The sequence below is a fragment of the Bdellovibrio sp. HCB2-146 genome (assembly GCF_047345725.1).
In the GTDB taxonomy this organism is placed as follows: Bacteria; Bdellovibrionota; Bdellovibrionia; order Bdellovibrionales; family Bdellovibrionaceae; genus Bdellovibrio.
This window is the reverse complement of record NZ_JBLEQP010000001.1, coordinates 283,977-303,331: the sequence shown is the minus strand read 5'-3', so window position 1 is coordinate 303,331 and position 19,355 is coordinate 283,977. Positions and strand designations below refer to the sequence as shown.

The 19,355-nt window shown below is 45.4% G+C and carries 16 protein-coding genes; 15 read left to right on the top strand and 1 reads right to left on the bottom strand.

All coding sequences use genetic code 11. The features are described from left to right. Positions 1–29: 29 nt before the first annotated feature. The 7 genes from ACLWOR_RS01425 (at position 30) to ACLWOR_RS01395 (ending at position 8,686) form a co-directional block, all read left to right on the top strand. Positions 30–443: an RrF2 family transcriptional regulator gene (locus ACLWOR_RS01425; RefSeq protein ID WP_413938879.1), complete on the top strand. Its 414-nt coding sequence runs from the start codon at positions 30–32 to the stop codon at positions 441–443. 156 nt (positions 444–599) lie between these two features. Further along, positions 600–1,874, top strand: a complete 1,275-nt coding sequence (locus ACLWOR_RS01420) for a hypothetical protein (protein WP_413938878.1) — start codon at positions 600–602, stop codon at positions 1,872–1,874. Between the two features lie 255 nt (positions 1,875–2,129). Then, positions 2,130–3,779 carry a microtubule-binding protein gene (locus tag ACLWOR_RS01415; protein WP_413938877.1) on the top strand — a complete coding sequence of 550 codons (1,650 nt, stop codon included), beginning with the start codon at positions 2,130–2,132 and terminating at the stop codon, positions 3,777–3,779. Between the two features lie 12 nt (positions 3,780–3,791). Further along, positions 3,792–4,694, top strand: coding sequence for a hypothetical protein (locus ACLWOR_RS01410; RefSeq protein WP_413938876.1), 903 nt, complete (start codon positions 3,792–3,794; stop codon positions 4,692–4,694). Between the two features lie 2 nt (positions 4,695–4,696). Continuing rightward, on the top strand, positions 4,697–6,793 hold the full coding sequence (locus tag ACLWOR_RS01405) for an FHA domain-containing protein (protein WP_413938875.1): 2,097 nt from the start codon (positions 4,697–4,699) through the stop codon (positions 6,791–6,793). A gap of 78 nt (positions 6,794–6,871) precedes the next feature. Then, the gene (gene ftsY / locus ACLWOR_RS01400; protein ID WP_413938874.1) at positions 6,872–8,029 is read left to right on the top strand and encodes a signal recognition particle-docking protein FtsY; all 1,158 of its coding nucleotides are present in this window, start codon (positions 6,872–6,874) and stop codon (positions 8,027–8,029) included. Between the two features lie 3 nt (positions 8,030–8,032). Then, on the top strand, positions 8,033–8,686 hold the full coding sequence (locus ACLWOR_RS01395) for a ParB-like protein (protein WP_413938873.1): 654 nt from the start codon (positions 8,033–8,035) through the stop codon (positions 8,684–8,686). Between the two features lie 62 nt (positions 8,687–8,748). On the opposite strand, the gene ACLWOR_RS01390 is transcribed toward ACLWOR_RS01395, so the two are convergent. Continuing rightward, positions 8,749–10,197 carry a L,D-transpeptidase gene (locus tag ACLWOR_RS01390; protein ID WP_413938872.1) on the bottom strand — a complete coding sequence of 483 codons (1,449 nt, stop codon included), beginning with the start codon at positions 10,195–10,197 and terminating at the stop codon, positions 8,749–8,751. A 193-nt stretch (positions 10,198–10,390) separates the two neighbouring features. On the opposite strand from ACLWOR_RS01390, the gene ACLWOR_RS01385 reads away from it, so the two are divergent. The 8 genes from ACLWOR_RS01385 to tyrS all read left to right on the top strand — a co-directional run bounded on the left by ACLWOR_RS01385 (position 10,391) and on the right by tyrS (position 19,350). After that, positions 10,391–12,031 (top strand): hypothetical protein, encoded by a 1,641-nt coding sequence (locus tag ACLWOR_RS01385; RefSeq protein ID WP_413938871.1) that lies wholly within the window; start codon positions 10,391–10,393, stop codon positions 12,029–12,031. A gap of 212 nt (positions 12,032–12,243) precedes the next feature. Then, positions 12,244–13,914, top strand: coding sequence for a L,D-transpeptidase family protein (locus ACLWOR_RS01380; protein WP_413938870.1), 1,671 nt, complete (start codon positions 12,244–12,246; stop codon positions 13,912–13,914). A 10-nt stretch (positions 13,915–13,924) separates the two neighbouring features. Further along, positions 13,925–14,890 carry a hypothetical protein gene (locus ACLWOR_RS01375; RefSeq protein WP_413938869.1) on the top strand — a complete coding sequence of 322 codons (966 nt, stop codon included), beginning with the start codon at positions 13,925–13,927 and terminating at the stop codon, positions 14,888–14,890. A 15-nt stretch (positions 14,891–14,905) separates the two neighbouring features. Continuing rightward, positions 14,906–15,517, top strand: a complete 612-nt coding sequence (locus tag ACLWOR_RS01370) for a hypothetical protein (RefSeq protein WP_413938868.1) — start codon at positions 14,906–14,908, stop codon at positions 15,515–15,517. 121 nt (positions 15,518–15,638) lie between these two features. After that, positions 15,639–15,947: a cell division protein ZapA gene (locus ACLWOR_RS01365; protein ID WP_413938867.1), complete on the top strand. Its 309-nt coding sequence runs from the start codon at positions 15,639–15,641 to the stop codon at positions 15,945–15,947. 24 nt (positions 15,948–15,971) lie between these two features. Continuing rightward, entirely contained in the window at positions 15,972–16,547 is a 576-nt protein-coding gene (locus ACLWOR_RS01360) for a 5-formyltetrahydrofolate cyclo-ligase (RefSeq protein ID WP_413938866.1), read from the top strand. Positions 16,548–16,552: 5 nt separating this feature from the next. Next, positions 16,553–18,118: a ribonuclease Y gene (gene rny / locus ACLWOR_RS01355; protein WP_413938865.1), complete on the top strand. Its 1,566-nt coding sequence runs from the start codon at positions 16,553–16,555 to the stop codon at positions 18,116–18,118. Between the two features lie 11 nt (positions 18,119–18,129). Then, positions 18,130–19,350: a tyrosine--tRNA ligase gene (gene tyrS, locus ACLWOR_RS01350; protein ID WP_413940743.1), complete on the top strand. Its 1,221-nt coding sequence runs from the start codon at positions 18,130–18,132 to the stop codon at positions 19,348–19,350. Positions 19,351–19,355: the final 5 nt, after the last annotated feature.

Sequence of the window (19,355 nt, the reverse complement as noted above, 5' to 3'; positions counted from 1 at the left end):
TTTAGGCGGTCTTCAGGTAGGTTATATCTATGGTTGACCAACGATTCTCTGTCTCAGTTCATATTATGACATCCCTTGCCTTCCACAAAGGCGAGTTGATGACGTCTGAGGAGTTGGCCTCCAGCATTCGTACAAACCCCACTGTCGTTCGTCGTTTGATTGCCAAGCTTGTAGAAGCAGGTTTACTTGAATCATTTAAAGGCAAAACGGGTGGAGTGCGTTTGGCGAAATCAGCCAAAGATATTTCATTAAAAGACATCTACGCGGCGGTGCTTGAAAAAAAGCTCATCGCCAACCGCGAAAAAGAACCGCACAAACCATGTCCAGTCAGCTGCGCGATGGGAAAACTCATGCACGACATCATCGAAGGAATCGAAGATAATTCCTTAAAGTATATGTCGAACATTCGTTTGTCAGAACTGTCCAGCCGCGTGCCGCGCTAATCCCGATCACATTTTTTACACTGACCAAAACATAGTAGACGTTTCTCTTTTCGAGACCCGCCTTGAAGTTTCCAGATCAAACAGGAATCCCCCTTACAGAAAAAACGCCGTGGACTCAGGTTTGCATTACCTCATTTCGGGGAATGGGGGAATCGTATGAAGTTGCGCAATTTGAGACGAAAAGTTGCATCCTTCGGAGTCGTTTCTGCTTTATCAGTACTGTGCCTAAGCTATCAGAACTGTGCGCGTCCTAGATTCAATGTCGATGAATCTTTAAAAGCATCCACACTGACGGATTCAAATGTTTTCGGGCGTGACCCGGGCGTTGATCCAAGTGCCGATCCTTCAGATAATCGCGATCCAGGTGACGATCCGGTTGCGGGCGGGGATCCACGTGATCCAGGTAGTGACAACCCAACAACAGGTGGTGACCCTCGTGATCCTGGCAGTGATAATCCAACTGGCAGTGACCCTCGTAATCCAGGAGCTGATTCGGGTACCAAGAAATTCGTTGAATTTGAATATGTTTGTCCAGTGGGTACACGATCTCACGGTGCTTACAAGCCGCTCATCAGTGCCTCACAAGATTTAAAGTTAGTTTTGGAAGTTGAAAACTTTCAATCTGGAAATAAATACTGTGAAGTTCCGAATGTAAGAACTCAAATGGACCAAAACCGCAAAGTCGATGTGACGGTTTGTGCGTCGATGCTAAAGGAAATGTTCGTTAATATCTATGTTGTTGAATCAACTGTTACGAGTGACTTTAAAAAGTACAAGATCAATTTAAATGGCGGAGAAAACTATTCGTCAATCATGCCATTGAAAGTGATTTACACGGACATGAACGACAAAGCGAATGTCGCCGGGTGTGACATGGTTGGGGATCCATTATTGGTGCAATTGACTAAAACTGGTCAACCAGAGCCCATCTTGCTGACTTCTCCTGAAAAAGGCGTGCAGTTTGATTTGCTAGGTCGCCGCAATAATTATGAAAAAGTTCAAACTTCGTGGTTTGCAACCTCTGAGTCTGAAAACTATTTCCTCGTATTGCCTGATGCTTCTGGCGCAGTAAAAGGTATTGATCAGCTCTTTGGTGATGCGACTCTTGGTCCTGACAAGCGTTTTGCAAAACAAGGCTTCGCAGCTTTAGCAAAGCATGACGATGACCGTGATAAAATGATCTCAGATACGGATTCGGTGTATTCACAACTGCGCCTGTGGAAAGATGCGAACCTTGATGGTATCGCTCAAGAAACAGAGCTGTTTACTTTAGATGAAAAAGGAGTCCTTGCCATCGACCTTCGTTACGACCGCCGCTATAAAGAGCGCGACGAACACGGGAACATGGTGAAATTTAAATCAATCGTGATCATGAAGGACAATAGCTACGGTCTGGTTTATGACCTGTGGTTGAAATATATCCTGCAGTAAGCTCACTCGCGCATTCCAGACTTAAATCCCAAGGACATCTTCCAGTGGAAGATGTCCTTGTTTCATTTTGGGAGCAGAGTTTTTGAATGCCTTGTGAAGCTATCTTCAAAGCAATATGAAACCCTTTCTACGTCGAGTCCTGTCGACGAGTTCGACGAAATTTCAAAAAGAAATATATAAAAATCTGTTTCTGAAACAAGTGAATTTGCCGATAACTGTTATGCTTAATACTTGGTAAAACGGGGTACGTCAGCCATGGGATTTAACTATAACAAGAGTAAAGACAGTCACTCGAACGATAGTTTTTGGACATCGTATTCAGACTTATTTTTAGGTCTGAGCACGATTTTCTTGCTTCTCTATGTTACTGCAAGTCTTCGTTCAGGTACTGACGCTATCAAAGGGCAGGTGGAGAACCAAAAGCTTTCTATGCAAGTAGAAGAGCTGCAACATCAATTGAAAATGTACGAGTCCGTTAAAAACGAATACATGGAGAACCAAGCTCCAAAGGATGAAGTGCAAGAGTATCAAGAGCTTATGGATAAGTTGACGCTTCTTCAAGAAGACACCAAAAATGAAAAAGATCGTTTGGTTAAAGAAGCTCTTGAGAACGAAAAGAAAGTTAAAGCTCTTAATAAGTACCAACAAATGGTGCGTAACGTTTTAAATGCCAACAAATTGGCGAAAACAAAAATCAACACTCGTGATGATGTGATCAAAGAACAAGATGACGAGATGGAGATTCAAGAAACGAAGATCGCAGGTTTGCAGCAAGATATCGAACAGAAAAAGAACCTAATTGCACAAGGCGAGCAAAAGATTCAGATGGCCGAAAGTGCATTGCAAGCTCGCGCCAAGGAACTTCGTCAGGCATTTAAAGCCAACCGCATGACAAAAGCGGCCTTTGAAAAGAAAATGGCAGCAGCACGAGCGGAATCACAAGCACGTATCGATGCTCTTAATAATCACAATGCTCAGTACGAAGCCCAATTGCAAACAGCGACCAGTCAATTAGGTCAGTTGCAAGGTGCTTTGGCGCAAAAAGAAAACGAGAACAATCAACTTCAAGGTCAAATCGGTGGCTTGCAAGGGGAGTTGGGTCGTACCAAGGCTGAAGCGGCAGGACAGATTGCAGGTCTTCAAGGTGAGCTCGGCCGTGCGAAAGCAGAGGCGGCTGGTCGAATCGCTGGTCTTAAAGGTGAAATTGAAAAAGCAAAAGCTGAATATGCCGGTCAACTTGCGGGTATGAAGGGTGAGCTCGGTAAATCAAAAGCCGAAGCTGCGGGTCGTATCGCCAACCTTCAAGGTCAGTTGGCTAAGGCTCAAGCGGAGTTGGAAGCGCGTAAGTCCGTTGCGGGTGAAATTCAAAAAGGTTTCGCAGCAGCTGGTATTAAGGCGGACATCGATATGGAGACGGGTGATGTGGTCTTGGACTTCGGTCAAACGTATTTCAATAGTGACTCGGATCGTTTGAAACCCGAGATGAAAGGTATCATCGAAAAAGCGATGCCGATCTACTCAAAATCACTTTTCGGAAATCCAAAAGTTTCCAGCAAAGTATCCGCGGTTGAAATTGTGGGTTTCGCGTCGCCTACTTATCAAGGTCGTTTTATCGATCCCATGAGCCAAAAAGCGGATGATAAGAAGGCCTTAAAGTACAACATGGATCTTAGTTACCGTCGTGCAAATTCAATTTTTAGTTACTTGCTCGATAATAAGAACAATACACAGTTCGCTCACCAAAGAGAGTTGATGGCCAAAATGAAAGTTTCCGGTCGAAGCTTCTTGGAAGTGATGAACGTGAAAAATCGGAATATCGCAACAGCCGAAGAGTTCTGTCGTCAGAACGATTGTAAGAAGGCTCAGCGCGTGATTATCCGCTTTAGTATGGATCAAAAGAAATAAGAGGGGTGGAACGTGACACTTAAGGTAGTCGCTCAATATTTTGTCGTGTTGTTGCCGTACTTTATGGCAGCCGCATTCGTACTGGGGTTTTTCTTCAGAGGAATGATTTATTACACGGTTCGCCGCCACGAGTGGTTTGCGCGCGAATTTGAAAAACGTGTGAATCGTTTTATCGACTCAGAAATGCCTGGCAAAGTCGAAAACGTATCATTCTACGTTTTGGCGAAAAAGATGCTGGAAAGAACATATTACGAAGTGTTCGAAGTGCGCGATCGTATGCGCCGTCGTAAGCCAGACAACGTGATGTCGACCAGTGATAGACTTTTCTTGGTTCGCCAAGGTTGTGCATGGCTTGTGAAAGACATCTTGAAGCAAGTGAAGTTTTTGAAGTGGAACAAAGAAACTCCAAAGCTTTTGAACATCACAAAAGCAACTTTGGAACATAATCCTTGTTTCAACCGCGTATTTGGTATTTTCCCAATGGCGGGCCTGAATGACCTGATCTCCATCCTTCCAGGTCTATTCGTTGTCGGTGGTATCTTGGGAACTTTCATCGGTATCGCCGGTGGTCTTCAAGAATTGGGTTCTATGAACCTTCAAGATCTTGAGAACTCTAAAAACATCATGGATCGTTTCTTACACGAGATTTCTTTTGCGATGCAAACATCTATCGCGGGTATCGTGTTCTCTTTGTTGGCTCACGTATCAAACGTGATCATGTCACCAGAGAGATGCTATGTTTCGATGGTGGATCGTTTTGAGAGTGCGTTGGACCTTTTATGGTACCGCAGTGACAACAATGAATTCCCAGCTCATGACCGTCCATTCGACGAACATCGTGATGCCGTGGAAGCTTTAGCAGAGGACGCCTTGAATAAGGAGATTAGTAAGGCGCCTGCTTCTAGGAGCGCTTAGCATTGAATAAGTTCAAAGTCACAATCCAAAGAAAGGAACAGACCGTTACAAAAGAGGTGAACAAAGATTCGTTCACCATCGGTCGTTCTACGGATTGTGACATCCACCTTAATGAAACACTGATCAGTCGCGTGCATGTGGTTTTCACAAGGCGCTGGAATCAGATCTGGATGGAGGATAAAAATTCCTCCAACGGTACTTTTTTGAATGGCACTCGCGTGATGCAAGGGACACCGGTCAACATTGTGCCGACAGATCGCGTGCAGTTGGGACGTTCGGAGTACGTGATCTTGGTGGATCTTGAAACTGAAGAAGTGCCGGCGGACCTGCCGAAGGCCCCGGAAGAGCGAGAGGAAGTGTCTGCGCCGCCAGTGGCTGAGACTGTGGCAATGCCACCTCCGAAAGATCTCACATTCCAATCCGAAAAACTTCTCCACGACGCAAAAAAGAAAGCGGCGCAAATTATTATGGAAGGTGAAGTGCAGGCGGAAAAGCGCGTGCAGGCCATTTATCAAAAAGCTCGCGATGCGCAAGAAAAAGCAGAGAACTTTTATCAGACTCGTCTTGCTGAAGCTCACAAGGAAGCTGACGCCATCTTGGCTGATTTCCAAAAACAGGGACGTGATCTTCTTCATGAAGCACGTACGATGGCACAGGAAATCCGCGAAGAAGTCGACAGCTATGTACAAGCTTTAAAGCAAAGAGCCAAAGAAGACGCCGATAACAAAGTTTCCGAAGGGGCTTTGGAAGCTGAGAAAATGAAAAACGAGGCGATCGCGGCTGCTCGTTTACTAACGGATCAAGAGGCCAAAGAAGTTATCCTGAAGGCCCAAGAAGAGGCTGACCGCCTTGTGGACTTTGCGAAGCTGAAAGCCCACGAGACACAGGCTAAAATCAAAGAGAATCAAGAAACCATCACGACTCTCGAAGTAAAACTCAAGCAACTGAGAGAAGACGTCGCTTGGAGTGAAAAGAAAGCTGCTGAACACAAGGCTGCAGAAGAACAGCTCATTGCTCATATGAAAAAACAAGAGCAACGTGCGAGAGAGATCGAAGCTGAAGAAAAGCAGATGGAAGCCGAGCGTATCAAAATCGAAAAGGCTTTGAATCAGCTCAAAGATAAACAGATCGAAATGACCGGTGATCTCAACGATATCGAGGCCAAGAAAACTCATCTTTTTAAAGAGTATGAAGCACACAAAGCTGCGTTAACTGAAAAAATGCAGATGGAAAAAACGGCGGCAGAAAAATCGGAAGAGCAGCGCATGGAAGAGCTTCGTTTGCAGGGCACACAACGCTTGCAAAAAATGGAGCGCGAGCTTTTAGATGAAATTCTTCGTCGCAAAGAATCTTTGGTAAAAGATATTTATATTTCAATCGAAAAAGAAATCGTCACTCAAATGGAGCCCGCTCGTTGGCGTGCGATGTCTTCAACTATTGAAGGTCTGATCCTAGAAAGCATTGAAGGAAAAGTATCCTCAATGGCTCAGTCGACTTTGACGACGGAAAAACCAGTAGACCTGCTCAAAAAGCGCAAAGCGGAAAAATGGCGTTGGGTGATGAGTGGTGTGACCGCCGGTGTATTACTTTTTGTTGGGGCGCAATTGACCCTTGAACAGATTAAAGAAAATCAAGCACCGATGGAAAAAATGGTGAAGGATCAGGCGCGCAAGCGGGCTGCGGATCTCGAGCGTCGTCGGTTCAATCCAGCGCAATCTGACGAACTCAAAGAATCATATACGGATGCGGTTATTTATACGCGCAACTTTACGGATATCTATACAGATCAAGAATTCCAACAAAAGCTTTATAAAGCCAGCTCTCATTACTTGCTTAAAACATGGCGAATTGAAGAGGAGAAAACTCTTCAAGTTATCTCAGCCGCTTTGGCCTTGGTTAAAGAATTGAAAGAAAAGAAAGCCAAGATCCATCCAGACTTTGTTAAGGATGGGGTTGAGAAGATGCATGCCCTTGAAAAGGAAAGTCGCAATCGCATGAAGGTTATTTTAGGTTCTGAAGTGCGTCTGGAGTCATTCCGTCGCTTCGAAAAGAACCTTTATCTGGAAGAAGTGCAGCGTCGCCAGATGGCGCAGCATTAAATCAGTTCATTTCCCCTCTAAATTTTGTTAGAAACAGGTCTTCAATAGATGCGATAACGCAACGCAAGGGGAGATTCAATGTCACCGGGACATGCTCAACAAATGGATATTCTTTTAATTCTTATCGGAGTTCTGCTCCTTGTGATCCTGGGCGTGATCTTCGCCAGCGTTTTGAAAAAGAAAAAGCCAGCGGTTAAAGCCGAAGAAGCAAAAGCGCTTGAAAGCAAAGAACCCACTTCATTCATCCCCACGGAAAAGCACAAACTTCCAACAGAAGCTCCAGCAGTTCCTGTTGAAAAAGAAGAAGTGCCAGTTGAATTGAAAGAGGCTCTTCGCAAAACTGAAGAAAATCTTTTTGGTCGTATTCGTGCTCTTTTTAAATCAGAAGGTACGAATTCGAACCTCGATGAGATCGAGGAAATTCTTTATACCAGCGATTTAGGCCCGACCACTGTGCAACGTTTGATGGGCGCACTTGAAGACAAATTGCCTAAGAAAGAACGCGGAAATTACGAGATCGTTCGTGATACATTGAAAGAGGAAATAAAAAATATCTTTGTAGCTTCGCACTCGGCAATGCCAACAGAAGGCATTCTATCCAAAATCCAATTCGCCTCTGAAGGTCCAACGGTTTTGATGATCGTGGGTGTGAACGGCGCGGGTAAAACAACTTCAATCGGTAAGATCTCAGCGCAATTAGCTCAACAAGGGAAAAAAGTTTTAGTCGCAGCGGGTGACACCTTCCGTGCGGCCGCTGGTGGCCAGTTGAAAGTTTGGACAGATCGTGCGCAAGTTGAAATTTTCTCTCCAGAAGGTGTGACAGACCCAAGTGCCGTGGCGTTTGATGCCGTTGCCAAAGGTAAAGCGCAACACTATGACGTGGTGATCGTGGATACCGCGGGTCGTTTGCACACGCAGGCGAACTTGATGGAAGAAATCAAAAAAATGAAACGTGTGATGACGAAAGTTATTCCTGAGGCTCCGCATGAGACGTTGATCGTTTTGGATGCGAACTCAGGGCAAAATGCTTTGATGCAGGCAAAAGAATTTCACACAGCGCTGGGATTAACTGGAGCCATCCTGACAAAAATGGATGGCACGGCCAAAGGTGGCGTAGCTGTGGGCCTTGCTCAAGAGCTGCAGATCCCAATCAAGTTGATTGGTGTGGGCGAGCGTATTCAAGATCTTCGCACATTCTCGGCGCAAGAGTTCGTGGATTCTCTTTTTGTAGGATAGACGATGAAAGCATTTTTTCTTTCTTTCGCAGCGATTTGCCTTCTGACGGTTTCAGCCCAAGCGGTTGAGTTGGTGCAAATTGCCAACCTTCATCCAACACAAAGTTCCGTTGGGATGAAAGCTGTCGAAGTGAAAAAGAAAGAAATTGAAAAGCAAACGCCTGAAGAGTTTGCTAATTTTTTAAGGGAAGAAACTGTTCCGGTGGTGATTGGCCCGAACGGCGAGAAGTACCTCATTGATAATCATCATCAGAGTCGTGCTTTGCTTGATTCGGGTAAGTCCGAAGTTTACATCGAAGTCGAAGCCGATTGGTCCAAGCTTTCTCCAAAAAAGTTTTGGAAGCTTATGGAACAAAAAAAATACGTTTATTTGCGCGATGCTGAAGGTAACAAAATCAAGCCTGAAGCTTTGCCAGCGAAAATTTCGGAAATGACGGATGACCCTTATCGCAGCCTTGCCTATTTCGCGAGAAAAGCAAAAGCCTACAAAAAATCAAAAATTCCGTTCTCGGAATTCAAATGGGCGGAATACTATCGCACGCATATTCCATTGACTGACATTCAAGGTGACTGGGATGCGGCTCTTAAAAAAGCAATTGAGATCAGTTCTCTTCCCGCAGCCAAAGAACTGCCTGGATATCAAGAAGCCAAAAAATAAAAACCCCAAAGATTTCTCTTCAGGGTTCTTAAAGTTCAGAACAGAAACGTTCCTATCAAAAATTATCTGTAAGTAACAGCTGGTGGATTGTGTGAACCAGTTGTTTTCAAGAATTCTGGAACTGAATTTCTGAAGTCAGGCAAACCGCTTACTTTTACACGGTAGCGTGATGCTGCTTCATCTGGATGTGCGTAGTCTACGAAGCGACCTTCATCAACCAAGAAGTAACCACGGAAGTTTGTTCTTGCAGCATCTGCTGCTTTGTCACTGTCGATTCTGTAGCGGTCACCAGAACGGCCAGAAGACGGCATTTCTTTGTAATTAAGTGGACTCACGTTTGGATATCGATCTACTTGGTAAGTTCCTTGTTCCAAAAGGTCGTTTTGAGAAAAACCACCTGCCATAACCTTGTTTGCATCAGCTTCCAAACCACCGCTTTTTCCGCCGCCAATCTTCGTTAAAATGAAGTTCCATGGAGCAGGATTGTTCTCAAGACCTGCATAGCGGGAAAGGTTACGTGAAGACTCACGTGCGTAGACACGGTAGATGTCTGTACCTACCGGCAACAATGATCTTAAGTAAGCAATCGCGCGATTTTCAAGGCGAGTACAGCCAGCTGAACCTGGATTAGAAACGATGTTCATGAAGCTACTACGAGTCAACTCGATTGGAGTTGCGCCATCGCTACCCCAGCCCATTGTTCCATGCATCCATTGATAGTTCATTCCATCTTTTGGATCGGCAGGTGTTACTTTTGCAGCATACCAACCGAAAGCCCCGTGGATCGTCGATTTCCCATCTCCACCTTTAACAATCCATTTTCGCGCGCCGATTGTTCTACCCAATAGACCATTGATCGGACCAGGAGTTTTCGTGCCTTCACTATACCAGCGAGGGTAGTGTCCTTTAACGTCCTGGTAGAATTTCACCCATTCAGAAATTCTTGCGTGTCCCAACCATGTGATAAACGCTTTTGGATCGCCTTCCAATCCTTCTTCAGGACGACCGACAACCATCTCAGTTTCCATCACAAGTTTGTGAGGGCAATCTGGAGAAGTTGTGCAACGCTCGTAAACGCGTGTTCTTTCAGTCGCAACGTTTTGAATCACGAAATATTTAGAGCTGCTAGAGCCACCAGAAGAAACCGCTGGTTTTGAGCTCAAGAAATCTTTAGACACGTAATAGTTAGCAGAACCATCTGTACGAAGAGATGACTTGATCACTTTTACTTGAACAAGTGGAGTTCCCGCGTTCAAAAGGTCGTAAACTTCAACGACGTCATTCAATGACAATTGACCAACAACATTCGACTTATCAACAGTTGAGTTGCTGTTACGAAGGTTCAAAGAGTTGCCACTGATATAGTAGCGTTGACCCACAATCAGTTGAGACTTTTCAACTGAAGCCAACACTTCAGAGCGAATCGATTGTGCATGCGTTGTGACAGCTGTCGTGCCAACCAACAAGCACAGAAGAGAAGAGCACAATAGTCCCTTGTTAATTTTTGTCATGAATTGTCCTCCAATTCCAATTTTTACATTAAAACATAGTCATTGACTCAGTCTGCATTAGCAAGAAGCGTGACAGCCTCTGTACCTGCGGTAATTTTGTTCCCACCCCTCTGAAATACACAGTGAAAGCTAATAATTTCAGAGCGTGTCTACTTATTGTTCACCGAGGATAAAACAAAATTTATGGAGGAATATGATGAAGTTAGCAATCGGTATACTGTTGTTTTTTGTACCTCTGATGAGCTTTGCTCAAAGTACGGAATGGAGAATCACCAAACCGCAGTGGACTGTGCAGGATGAAAAAAACTTTGGGAGCTTTATCACTCGCTTAGGCGAAGCCGTTGAACGACGCGAGTGTGATCACGTCGATACTTGTTTAAAAAGCTCGGCAAATCAATATGCAGGAACAGACCCATCCTCACTTCGTCTTTTTGCGGACTGCGCAGATCTTCCTTATTATCTGCGCTCCTACTTTGCGTGGAAAAACGGACTGCCTATGTCAGTTGCCAAAGGCATTTCGGTTCGTGACCCAAGCCAAGCCAATATGGATACACGCTATTCACGTTTCGGGAACTATGTGACTGGTCGTTACGATGTTCTTTCAACTACGCGCAATGGTCGTTCGGTCTACCCAAGTGCCGTGGATAACTTAAATCGTTATATCATCAATACGACGTACACAGGTTCATTTCGTATGATTGGTTTAGAAGATCGCGGAGCCATGACGGATTTCTATCCTGTTCGTCTGAGTCGTCAAACGATTGTTCCAGGTACTGTTATCTACGATCCTAACGGCCATGTTGCTGTTATTTATAAAGTCACCGAAGATGGTCGTATCTTCTATATTGACTCTCATCCCGACAATACTTTGACATCTGGAATGTACACTCCCAAGTTCGCGCGTAGTACACCAGCGCAAGGTGCTGGCTTTAAAAAGTTCCGTCCTCTTGCCCTTGTGGGGGGTAAGTTGGATCGTAATGGTGCATATGTCGGCGGAAAAATTGTCGGCGCTAAGAATGCGCAACTTGCAGAATATAGCCTGGAGCAATTTTACGGAAATCGCCCTGATGCTGGCGGGGACTGGCAAAAAGGTCTTTTCGTTTTTAATGGCCAACAACTGAGCTATTACGATTATCTGCGTATGGTGATGGCAAGCGGGGACTTGCGCATTGATCCGCTACTCGACGTGCAAGAACTCTTGCAAGATATTTGCGTGAGCTTAAGAGACCGTGTAGTTGCGGTCGATGTGAGTGCGCGAGCAGGAATTTATTTAAAACCTCATCCCGAACGTTTGCCATACAATATTTATGGAACAACAGGTGAGTGGGAGGACTATGCAAGTCCCTCACGTGATGCCCGCTTGAAAGTTTCATACATGGATGTGTTGGCGGCAGCGAAAGATTTTATCCATCGAAATAAAGTCGGCGACCCAACAATCGTATACCGTGGTTCGAATCTGGCTGCAGACTTGTTAAAAGTTTACGATCGCGAATCGCGCGCATGTCAGTTTGCTTATCGCAACAGCTCGGGAAGTCCCGTGACTTTAAATCTCGAAGACGCCCGAGTGCGTGTCTTTGCAATGAGCTTTGATCCTTATCACTGTCCGGAACTTCGATGGGGCGCAAGCACACCACAAGAACTTGCGAGCTGCAGAGACGACGCTAACAAACGCGAATGGTACTCTCGCGAACGCTGGCTTCGCTACCAATGGGAAAGAACATATGAAGCGCGAATGGATTACTCTCTTGAAGAGTTAACCGGGCCTAAGCCAGGCGCAGGAATCGCCCAACCTCCTGATGTCGATATCGTTCGATACTTGAGTTCCCAACGCTAGGAACTTCGTTGGAGCGAAGGATTTGCCGGGGCAGTGGTTTAGTACTAAACCACTGCGGTAGAAAGTCTTTTTCACATCTCGGCGCAAAAGCGAGCCCCTCTCAGCAAGGGCGCCGTTTTAAGTCCTCTGTCTAAGGATTTCCTTCTCAAATGCAATAAAACCCCGCCGGGGCTGGCACTTTTATTGATTATAAGGTGCCCGGCGAGGTCTATATGAAATGGCAAGTTCTGGTTCGTAAGTCAGTACTATTAGGGATTAGTGCGAGTTTATTGCTCCCGATGGCATCTTATGCTGCCGGTGAGGATATGATTCGTAACTACGTCGCTCGCCAAACGACAGTGCCTCTCATTAAGCCTTCTTGGGGTAATTTTATCATTCATACGGAGCCCCTCAATAAGCTCTATGCCCTGCGTGGTTATGCGGCGATTTGGGTTGATGCCAATGGTGTTCCCAATGCGAATCTTCAAGCTTTGCGGGCCGTGCTTGCTCGCGCCAATCGCCACGGACTTGTGCCTTCGGATTATTGGGATAGCGAGATGGACAGCCTCTTAGAAAAAGTCACTCGTAACTCGCAAAACTGGATCACTTTTGAGTTGGCTGCTTCTGAGTCTCTGATTCGCTATGTAACACATTTGTCGACGGGCCGCTTTGATCCCGAGCTTGTCGATACCGATATCAAATACAAAAAAAGAGAATTTACCGAGTTCAACGAATTGGCATCCATTATCGCAGCCGGTGGGGATTTGGCGGGTTTAGATCGACTGGCGCCAACACATTCTCGCTATCGAGATTTGATGCAGATTCTGGCGCAACTGCGCGAGATGAAACAAGCAGGCGGGTGGGAACAACTCACTCTGACTGGCAAGCCACTTAAGCGTGGGGCGAATGATCCATTGATCGCGCAAAGTCGTCAGCGTTTAATTCAACTTGGATATCAAGTAAACGCCGCCGGTGGGAATATCTACGATGCTGAGCTCGAAGCAGTGGTGCGTGAGTATCAAGCCAACTCCGGTTTGTCAGTTGATGGCGTGATTGGAAAAGATTTTACGCGCTCGATGAACTACAGTGTCGCGCAACGAATCAGTCAAGTTGAAGTGAATATGGAAAAGCTTCGTTGGCTTCCGCGCACGATAGAAACTCGCCATATCTTCGTGAACCTTGCGACCACAGAGTTCCGCTTGTTCGACGAATCCGGTATGCGTTTTCATTTTAATACGGTGAATGGGCAATCTTTCCGTCGCACGCCTTCGATGAGAGATTCCATTACGTTTGTAGAACTCAATCCAACATGGACAGTGCCTCATAGCATTGCGATCCGCGATAAAATTCCACAAATTAAAAAAGACGTGGGCTATTTAGAAAAGCACAACATGGTTTTGCTCGACGCCAGCACTGATGAAGTGGTCAACCCATACAGCGTAGATTGGTCGTCAATAAATGCGCGCAATTTCCCATATTATATTCGTCAAAATCCAGGACCAGATAATGCGCTGGGAGTGGTGAAGTTCCCATTGCAAAACCCGTGGGCGATTTACATGCATGATACAAACGAAAAGAATCTTTTCGCGGAAAGCAATCGCCATCGCAGCTCAGGTTGTGTGCGCTTGGAGCAGCCATTGGAACTTGCTGCTTATCTCTTACAAGATCAACCGCAGTGGAGTTTGCCATCGATTCAAGCTTTTGTGCCGATGGCAGAAGGTCAGCAGGCAACTGAGCTTCAGAAGCGTGTCTTCTTAAAGAAAGCGATGCCGGTTTATTTTACCTTCCTGACGGTGGAAAAATCTGAAAACGGACAAATTCGTTTTGTTGATGATGTGTATGGACAAGATCTTCGTTTGGCGCGCGCGCTTGCGAATAAACGCAATGGCAATGAGCCTTTCTAGAGGAGCAGTTATGAAAAACTTAGCGATCACATTTTTGTTGATGTTTGTTGCGGGTGCTGCTTCTGCGCAGGTCCTGAGAGTTGAAGGCGAACGGGGTAAGTTTCAAGTTTTTGCGAAAGTCAAAGCGGTGCGCTGTTCTGCGGAAGAACGTGGAAAGTGCGATGCGCCGATTTATTTCAATCTCAATGAATCTAAAAATGTCCCAGCTGGAAACTATATTTTAGGATTTGAAAACTCCATTTATCCTGAGGTCGTGTCTATCAATCCAGGCGAGTCTCGCACGCTGTATCTTGAAAAACTCACAGTGCCTTCGAGCGTGAAAGGTACAAAGATCCGTGTCTATCGGGATCTAACAACTTTGGTTGAACAAAATAAATTCTATATGACGATGTTCTATATGAATCGCCACTTCTTCCGTTTGGACAAAGACAACTTTGGGGATTTGTATCTCACGGGCAGTTGGGAGCGCGATTTCGTTCAGCGTTTCAGTTACGATGCGTGCCCACGCTTAACAGCTTTTGGTGATGTGATGGCAACCGCGAAATCAATTTGCGCGGCTTGGAACTCGGCGACTCGTCCGATTGATTTGCGAGAGTTGTATGATTTTGGCGATGACTCCACGGTTAAAGAAATGTGGGTGACGTATCCAGGTGATGTGATTCCATCCTTGCATCCGCGCTATCTTGTTTCGGCTCCCATGACTTCAGCTGACTTCGTTTCGGTATTTCCGGGTTCTTACAGGTTCCTCGCCGAAACCAAGGGGGCCAAGTCGGTTGGTGTTAAGGCCGGCAATGGTTTTGCGACAGAAGCTGCCGCTTTGGGAAAATCATTGAACGGTGATAACACTTTGAATAGCATAGAAGCGGTTGACTGTTATTCCAGTCCAATATGGAAAACAGAACAGCGAGCTTATTGCCGTAAAGACAGTCAAGAAGGCTGCAATCGCCAACAAGCTCAATTGTGTGAAGCGATGTAAGACAAGGATGGGGAGATGCGAGGGATTGTTTTGGGGGGAGTGCTGTTAATTGCAGCAGCTCAAATGACGGCGCAGTCTGTGGCGGCGCAAACGGTCGTGAAGCAACCTGTGTCGGTGTCTTATCAAAATCTGGTTCAATGCTTTCCTGAACTTACTAGTGACAGTTTGTCCTTCAAAGTCGACCTCACTCGTTTAAAAGAGCTTATTGATGAGAAATTCATCACCTCAAACTCTCAGTTGCGCCAGCGGAAAATCCAGTTTGTTGATGTGAATGGTCAGACCATGAATCTGATTTTGCGCATGAAGCAAATCTCGACGAAGAAAACTAAAACCGAACTCAGCTTGCAAAAGGTGGATGCCAAGGGTGTTGTGACTGACATTCGTCTCACAGAGAATCAACGCGTCAATCCCAAGCAAGAGGTCATTAATGGCTTTTTAGTGGGCGCGACGGTGAAATCTGACCATTCTAGCTACTATGACACAAAGCTCAACGGCGTCAGTCTAGTCTATACCAAGAACTTCAAAGAGGTCGAGGAGCTGGATCTGATCGATAAGCCGAAGAAGCGCTCTGTGCAATGCGAACATCAGAAGGATCTCGGCATTATTTGCACCTGTTCCAAAAAATAAAAACTGTTGAACAACCGAATTTAAAACGACTATAATTTTAGAGTGTTGAACTAGGAATTTTCTAGAGTTTTAAAAGGCTTAGAGAATAGGTAGATTAAGGGCAAATTCGTTAGAGGTGGATGTGACATCTGAGAAAAAAACCTACAGTTTCCTTATTGCGGGTGTCCCCTACAAACTAAAGACTTCTCATGACGATGCGACTGTTCAGGAGCTCGTTGAGTTTGTAAACGATAAAATGAATCAAGCCATGGCAGTTACCAAAAACGGTTCTTTCCAAAATGCCGCTGTTTTGTCAGCGATGAACGTCGCGGAAGAACTGATTCTTTTAAAAAGAAAAGCACATCGCGAGTTAGAAAAACTCGAGGAGCGTGCTTTGCAGCTTTCTATTGATCTTGAAAATTCCAAGAACAACAAGGTTTTGAACAACTAACCTTTTGCGTTTCTTGGAGTATCCGTGTCTTCCTGGAGCTCTAAAAAGGACTGTCGGTCCTTCTTTAAATCTCTTTGCGTCGAAGAATTCGCGCGAGGGCTTGTTCAAAACCAACAGCAGCTTGATATCCAGTTGCATGATTTTTTAAATCATCAATCGGGTGTCTGGGGAGCTTATCGAGCTTTGCCGCGTGAGGCGGAAGTAGAAGTCTTTCACAAGGTGAATCACCTGCATTGGGTGTTTCCACGGATGAAAGACAATCGCTTAGAGTTCTGTGAAGTTTCCTCCTTTGTCGTTGGTCCATATGGAGTTCGGGAACCGTCTGCGGATTCTCAACCTGTGAATCTCGATAAAGTCCAAGGGCTGCTCGTGCCCGGTTTAGCGTTTAATAAGAACGGCAATCGTCTGGGAAAAGGAATGGGTTTTTACGATAAAAGCCTTGAGAACTTTACCGGATTAAAAGTCGGGGTGTGTTTCGATTTTCAACTGGTCGAACAACCGCTGCCGATGGAACCCCATGATATCCGTGTTGATTGGATCATCACCGAATCAGGAAGTTTCGATTGCCGTAGGTACAGTGACAGTGAAGGTCAGGAGTAAGGATCATGGAAGTTGTTATTGCGGCAGTGATCGCGTTGTTTGTAGGTGGATTTGCCGTTTTCTTTGTAAAACGTTTGCAGGATCAGAACACAAAAAAATCAGCGCGCATTGAAGCGGAACGTATTGTTAACAAGGCAAAGTCTGAAGCTGCGAAGCTTAAAAAAGACTCTGAAACAAAAGCAAAGGATTTTGAATCCCGCGCTCGTAAGAATGTCGAAGCTGACATTCATAAGCAAAAGTCGACTTTGAAAAATAAAGAGTCGCAATTAGAGCGTCGCTTGAAAGAAATCGACGACCAGTACAAAGCAAAATCTGAGGAGAACGATCGTTACCTCAATACTTTGAAAGACCGTGAAGAAAAAATCGCCATCTCGGAAACTCGTATCAAAGATCTCGAGAAAAAAGGCGAAGAACAAATTGTCGCGTTGAAAGCAAAACTCGAAACAGTAGCTGGCATGAATCAAGAAGAGGCTCGCCGCCAATTATTGTCAGCTCTTGAAGATGAAGCCAAACAAGAAGCAGCAAAAACAATTGCTGCAATCGAAGCAGAGGCTGAGAAGGAAGCTGAGAAAAAAGCCAAACGCATCTTGGCAGTGGCGTTGTCTCGTTTCGCCTCTGAATACACATCTGAAAGAACAGTCAGCGTCTTGGCACTTCCAAGTGACGAAATGAAAGGTAAAATCATCGGCCGCGAAGGTCGTAACATCCGCACTCTTGAAGCGCTTTGCGGTGTGGACTTGATCGTCGATGATACTCCAGAGGCTGTGGTCATTTCTGGTTTCGATCCGGTTCGTCGTGAGCTGGCTCGTCGTACGATTGAAAAATTGATGGAAGACGGTCGCGTGCATCCAGCACGTATCGAAGAAGTGGTTGAGAAGCAACGTAATGAGCTGATGAAATCCATCAAAGAAGAAGGCGAACGCCACGTGATGGAATTGGGTCTTGCCAACATTCATCCGGAACTTGTGAAAATTATCGGCGCCTTGAAATACCGTAACTACCAAGGTCAAAACGCTTTGAACCAATCTCTGGAAGTCGCGCAAATCGCAGGCTTGCTTGCAGGTGAGTTGGGTGTGAACGTGAAGATCGCACGCCGTGCAGGTCTTTTACACAACATTGGTAAAGCAATTGATCACACAGCTGAAGGCAGTTATGCAGCAGTTGGTTCAGAGTTCGCGAAAAAATACAATGAGTCTGAAGACGTTTGCCACGCCATCCGTGCTCACGATGAGGAGGAAAAACCTCATTCAATCTTAGCTTGGATTGTTCATGCAGCTTACTTGCTGTCTAGTGCTCGTCCAGGTGCTCGTCGTCCACAAATCGATTCATTCGTGAACCGTCTGCAGGACCTTGAAAGCATCGGTAACAGCTTTGATGGCGTTTTGAAAACTTTGGCTCTGCAAGCAGGTAAGGACGTTCGCGTTCTTGTTGAAGGCAGTAAAGTGACTGACGACCAAGCTGTGATGTTGTCTCGTGATATCGCTCGTAAGATTGAGCGCGAGGTTCCGCAAGCGGGCCAAGTGAAAGTCACAGTTTTGCGCGAAACTCGCAGTGTTGAGCACGCACGCTAAGGTAAATGAATATGACAAACTTGAGTCCTCAGGAACAGTTAGAAAGAATTAAGTTTGGAGTGTCTGAGTTCATCAATGATGAAGAGATGCTTAAAAAACTGAAGCGCAGTCAGGCGACTGGGAAACCATTGAATATTAAGTTGGGTGCGGATCCTACGCGTCCTGATATTCATATTGGTCACACGGTTGTGATTAATAAATTGCGCACTTTCCAAGACTTGGGACACAAGGTTTTCTTTTTGATCGGTGATTTCACGGCGCAAATCGGGGATCCATCAGGTAAAAACTCAACTCGTCCTGTTTTGTCTCGTGAAGAGATCGAAGAAAACGGAAAGACCTACGCAAAACAAATTTATAAAATCTTAGATCCAGAAAAAACGGAAATCGTTTACAACTCTTCGTGGATCAACAAAATGACGCCTGCGGATTTTATCCGCATGTCGGCGCAATACACAGTGGCTCGTATGCTTGAGCGCGATGATTTTACAAAACGCTATAAGGCGGGCATTCCAATTGCGATTCACGAATTCTTGTATCCATTGACTCAGGGTTATGACTCTGTGGCTTTGCATGCAGACGTTGAGTTGGGTGGTACGGATCAAAAGTTTAACTTGCTCGTCGGTCGCGATATGCAAGCGGCTTACGGTCAAGAAGCTCAGTGCGTTTTGACGATGCCAATCCTTGAGGGCATTGATGGCGTGAACAAGATGTCCAAATCTTTGGATAACTATATTTCCGTTGTCGATACTCCAAAAGATATGTTCGGTAAAACGATGCGCATTTCAGATGATTTGATGTATCGCTGGTACGAACTTTTGACGGACGTTTCGGCTAGTGGCCTAGCGCAACTTAAAACTGACGTTCAAGAAAAACGCAAACATCCACGCCAAGTGAAAGTGGATCTTGCGAAATTCCTCATTAAGCGTTTCCATTCTGAGGCAGCGGCGATTGCTGCCGAAGATGAATTCAATCGTATCTTTGTCGACAAAGGTTTGCCGGATGAAGTTCCTGAATTCAAAACCGCTCCTGAATCGTTGTCTTTGGCAGCGTTGATGGTGAAAGCGGGACTTGTCGCTTCCAATGGAGAGGGCTCGCGCTTGATCCAAGGTGGTGGCGTACAAATCAACAGCGAAAAGGTTTCAGATCCAAAATTGAAATTGGATTTGAAAGCGGGTGAGAGTTTCATCCTGCGCGCTGGTAAGAAAAAGTTTGTGAAAATTGTTGTCGCGTAGTTTTA

Bases quoted from the DNA above. Each gene is read 5' to 3' on its own strand.
- ACLWOR_RS01395 (WP_413938873.1), top strand. From the start codon at position 8,033: ATGAAAGCATTTTTTCTTTCTTTCGCAGCGATTTGCCTTCTGACGGTT.
- tyrS (WP_413940743.1), top strand. From the start codon at position 18,130: ATGACAAACTTGAGTCCTCAGGAACAGTTAGAAAGAATTAAGTTTGGA.
- ACLWOR_RS01425 (WP_413938879.1), top strand. From the start codon at position 30: ATGGTTGACCAACGATTCTCTGTCTCAGTTCATATTATGACATCCCTT.
- ftsY (WP_413938874.1), top strand. From the start codon at position 6,872: ATGTCACCGGGACATGCTCAACAAATGGATATTCTTTTAATTCTTATC.
- ACLWOR_RS01385 (WP_413938871.1), top strand. From the start codon at position 10,391: ATGATGAAGTTAGCAATCGGTATACTGTTGTTTTTTGTACCTCTGATG.
- ACLWOR_RS01380 (WP_413938870.1), top strand. From the start codon at position 12,244: ATGAAATGGCAAGTTCTGGTTCGTAAGTCAGTACTATTAGGGATTAGT.
- rny (WP_413938865.1), top strand. From the start codon at position 16,553: ATGGAAGTTGTTATTGCGGCAGTGATCGCGTTGTTTGTAGGTGGATTT.
- ACLWOR_RS01370 (WP_413938868.1), top strand. From the start codon at position 14,906: ATGCGAGGGATTGTTTTGGGGGGAGTGCTGTTAATTGCAGCAGCTCAA.
- ACLWOR_RS01375 (WP_413938869.1), top strand. From the start codon at position 13,925: ATGAAAAACTTAGCGATCACATTTTTGTTGATGTTTGTTGCGGGTGCT.
- ACLWOR_RS01420 (WP_413938878.1), top strand. From the start codon at position 600: ATGAAGTTGCGCAATTTGAGACGAAAAGTTGCATCCTTCGGAGTCGTT.
- ACLWOR_RS01390 (WP_413938872.1), bottom strand. From the start codon at position 10,197: ATGACAAAAATTAACAAGGGACTATTGTGCTCTTCTCTTCTGTGCTTG.
- ACLWOR_RS01415 (WP_413938877.1), top strand. From the start codon at position 2,130: ATGGGATTTAACTATAACAAGAGTAAAGACAGTCACTCGAACGATAGT.